Annotated in this window: 3 protein-coding genes and 1 pseudogene; 3 read left to right on the forward strand and 1 reads right to left on the reverse strand. The window is 56.2% G+C overall.

From position 1 onward, the window contains the following. Positions 1–362: pseudogene (locus BN3659_RS00035) on the reverse strand (hypothetical protein); the annotation flags it as partial. Positions 363–602: 240 nt separating this feature from the next. On the opposite strand from BN3659_RS00035, the gene BN3659_RS12990 reads away from it, so the two are divergent. The 3 genes from BN3659_RS12990 to BN3659_RS00055 all read left to right on the forward strand — a co-directional run. Then, positions 603–1,259 (forward strand): phage integrase SAM-like domain-containing protein, encoded by a 657-nt coding sequence (locus BN3659_RS12990; RefSeq protein ID WP_253181042.1) that lies wholly within the window; start codon positions 603–605, stop codon positions 1,257–1,259. Then, complete coding sequence (locus BN3659_RS13630) at positions 1,177–1,485, forward strand: tyrosine-type recombinase/integrase (protein WP_410488784.1); 309 nt, start codon at positions 1,177–1,179, stop codon at positions 1,483–1,485. The genes BN3659_RS12990 and BN3659_RS13630 overlap by 83 nt, the downstream gene beginning before the upstream one ends. A 167-nt stretch (positions 1,486–1,652) precedes the next feature. Further along, positions 1,653–2,929 (forward strand): SusC/RagA family TonB-linked outer membrane protein (locus tag BN3659_RS00055; RefSeq protein ID WP_141682422.1); only part of this gene is annotated, 1,277 nt, incomplete at its 3' end.

Genomic DNA, 2,929 nt, shown 5'->3' on the forward strand with positions numbered 1-2,929 from the left:
CGATCGAGCCAATAGAGAGGATTGCCGTTATCGTCCGTCGCACGCTGATAGGGCTGGATCAGCAGCGAACCCATCATGGGCGAGTCGGGATATACGCCCTCCGAACCGTCGGGAGTTACGAGCGCGGTTCTCGCATCCTGATAGCTCATGCTGAGGTTGAGACCCATCTTGAGCCAGTTGTTGGCCTTGGTCTCGATGTTCGAACGGAACGAGTAGCGGTCAAGCGTCGAACCCGGCATGACGCCCTGCTGGTCGTAGTAGCTGCCCGAAAAGTAGTAGGATGTGCGCTGAGAACCGCCCGCATGGGATGCACAACGGGACGCAGCCGTCAGGCGGGACAGAGCAACACCCGCCTGCATCATACCCGCTACCGAATCGAACGTTGTTACGATGCCCTGTTTTTCGACGGGCGGACCGTTACTCCGCAGAAGGCACGGGAGCTCTATCTGGGCAAAGAACACCCGCGGGACGGAATCGTCCGTTTCTTCCGGTCGCACAACGGCGAATTCGGCCGCATGGTCGGCGCAACCGGTCGCAAACACACATTATAAATATAGGTGAGTCTGCATGCATCTCGCAACTTTCATCCGCACGCACTACGGATGTTCCGACTTGCCTTGCGAACGTCTCGACCGGAGTTTCTCTCCGGGTTCCACGACTACATCGCCAACCGGACGTCCCATAAGACCAATACCGTGTGGATCTATCTCGTCGCACTGAAGCACGTCTTGTCGCTGGCTTTCGACAGGGGTTTGATCGACCGCAACCTTTTTCCCAATTACAAGCCGCACAGCGAGTTCTGTCCGCGCGACTGTCTGACGATGGACGAATCGATGCGCATAGCGGAACTCGAACCGGATCATCCCGGTCTCGGACCGGTGCGGGATGCCTATCTGTTCAGTTGTTTTACGGGGTTGTCTTACGCAGACATCAAATCGCTGACGATGTGCAACGTAAAAAAGCGGGACGGTCAACTGTGGATTTACACGACCCGCCGAAAAACGGGGACCGCGGTACAGGTCCGTCTTTTCGAATTGCCGGGCGCCCTACTGACCAAACGTATGCCCGATTCGCAGACGGCCCCCATCTTCCCGCTGCCTTCGAACGGCTGGTGCAACGCCTGCCTGAAAAAAAATCATCCGCCGATCGAATATCGACCGTCTTCTCACGTTCCACATCGCCCGCCACACTTTCGCCACGACCGTAACGCTCGCGCAGGGCATGCCGATCGAAACCGTCAGCAAACTTCTCGGCCATAAAGACATCCGCACCACGCAGATTTACGCGGCCGTTACACACGATCAACCGTCCCGGGAATTGGAGCATCTGTCCCGCAGAATCGACACGATCTGCTCGAAGCGCAGCGGCGCATCCGGACGACGCGCGCGGCATGCCGCCGACACCCTTTCCAACGCACGCTTCGGGGAAGGTTTGCGCCTGAAAAACACTAATATAATATACGAATCGGCCTGTTACGATCCGTAATCGCATCCCTTTAATAAAGAGGAATCCGTAAGCCAAGCAAAAAAAAGGCCAACAGTTCTAAATTTTCTCAGTTTTTTTAAGAAAATTATTTGTTCTTGTATGGATTATCTTTTATCTTTGCCTATGAACTTTTTATATTAAAAACTATTTTATTAAAATTAACGCTTATGGTTAGAAAACTTGTACTATCGTTAATTGCTGTTCTGAGCGTATGCGCGTTCGCATTCGCACAGAATAAGCAGGTATCCGGTACAGTCGTCGGCCCGGACGGTCTGCCCGTCATCGGCGCCACGATCATGGTGGAAGGGACCGGAATCGGTACCTCTACCGACGGAAACGGTAAGTTCGTCATTTCGGCTCCGGCCGACGGAATTCTCGCGGTCTCCTGCATCGGTTATACCAACCAGCAAATTCCCGTCAGCAATCGTACCGCATTGGACATCGTTCTGGAGGAGGACGCCGAGGCCATCGCCGACGTGGTGATCGTGGGTTACGGTACGGGCCGCAAGGTCGGCACCGTGATCGGTTCGGTGGATCAGGTGAAGTCCGAGAAACTGGAGGCCCGCCCCACGAACAACGTCATGGACGCCATGCAGGGACAGGTCGCCGGTCTGCAAATCATGAGCTCCAGCGGTGAGCTCAATCAGGCTTCGACCATCCGTCTGCACGGTGTAGGTTCGCTTCAGGCCGGCAACGAGCCGCTGATCCTTCTGGACGGCGCGCCCATCAGCTCCTCGAACCTTCTCGCGATGAACCCCAACGACATTGCGGCGATCACCACGCTCAAGGATGCGTCGGCTACTTCGATCTACGGTTCGCGTGCCGCCAACGGCGTGATTTACGTAACCTCGAAGAAGGGTGCTCGCGGCGAGGAGGGCGCCGTCGTAACGCTGCGCACGCAGTACTCGTTCTCGAACATGATCCGCCCGCGGCTGAACCCCATGAACACGGAGCAGCTGCTCAACTATCAGGGCGCTCTCATTGCCGCCGACAACAACATGGATTACAACGACCCCGCTAACGTAGCGTGGGGTCGCGATCAGGTGATCGCAACCTTAGGCATCGACCCGAGCGTGGATGTCGACTGGTTCGACGAGATCATGAAGAGCAACGCTCCGCTCTATCAGGTCGACCTGAGCGTGTCGGGCGGTTCTCAGCGCACGTCCTACTACTTTTCGGGCAGCTACTACGACCAGCAGGGCGTCATGCCGGGTTCGACGCTTGACCGTTACTCGTTCCGTTCGAACATCGAAACCAAGGCCAACAACTGGCTCAAGATGGGTCTCAATCTCAGCATGAGCTATCAGGATGCGAGAACCGCGCTCGTAACGCCCGACGGTTCGGATGGCGTATATCCCGACTCGCCGATGATGGGTTCGCTGCTGATCCAGCCCTATCAGCGTGCGACGGACGATAACGGCAATCCTCTCTATTGGCTCGATCT

This window comes from Alistipes sp. CHKCI003, assembly GCF_900021155.1.
Taxonomy (GTDB): domain Bacteria; phylum Bacteroidota; class Bacteroidia; order Bacteroidales; family Rikenellaceae; genus Alistipes; species Alistipes excrementavium.

Coding starts and splice junctions, on each gene's coding strand:
- BN3659_RS12990 (WP_253181042.1), top strand. CDS start 603: ATGTTCCGACTTGCCTTGCGAACGTCTCGACCGGAGTTTCTCTCCGGG.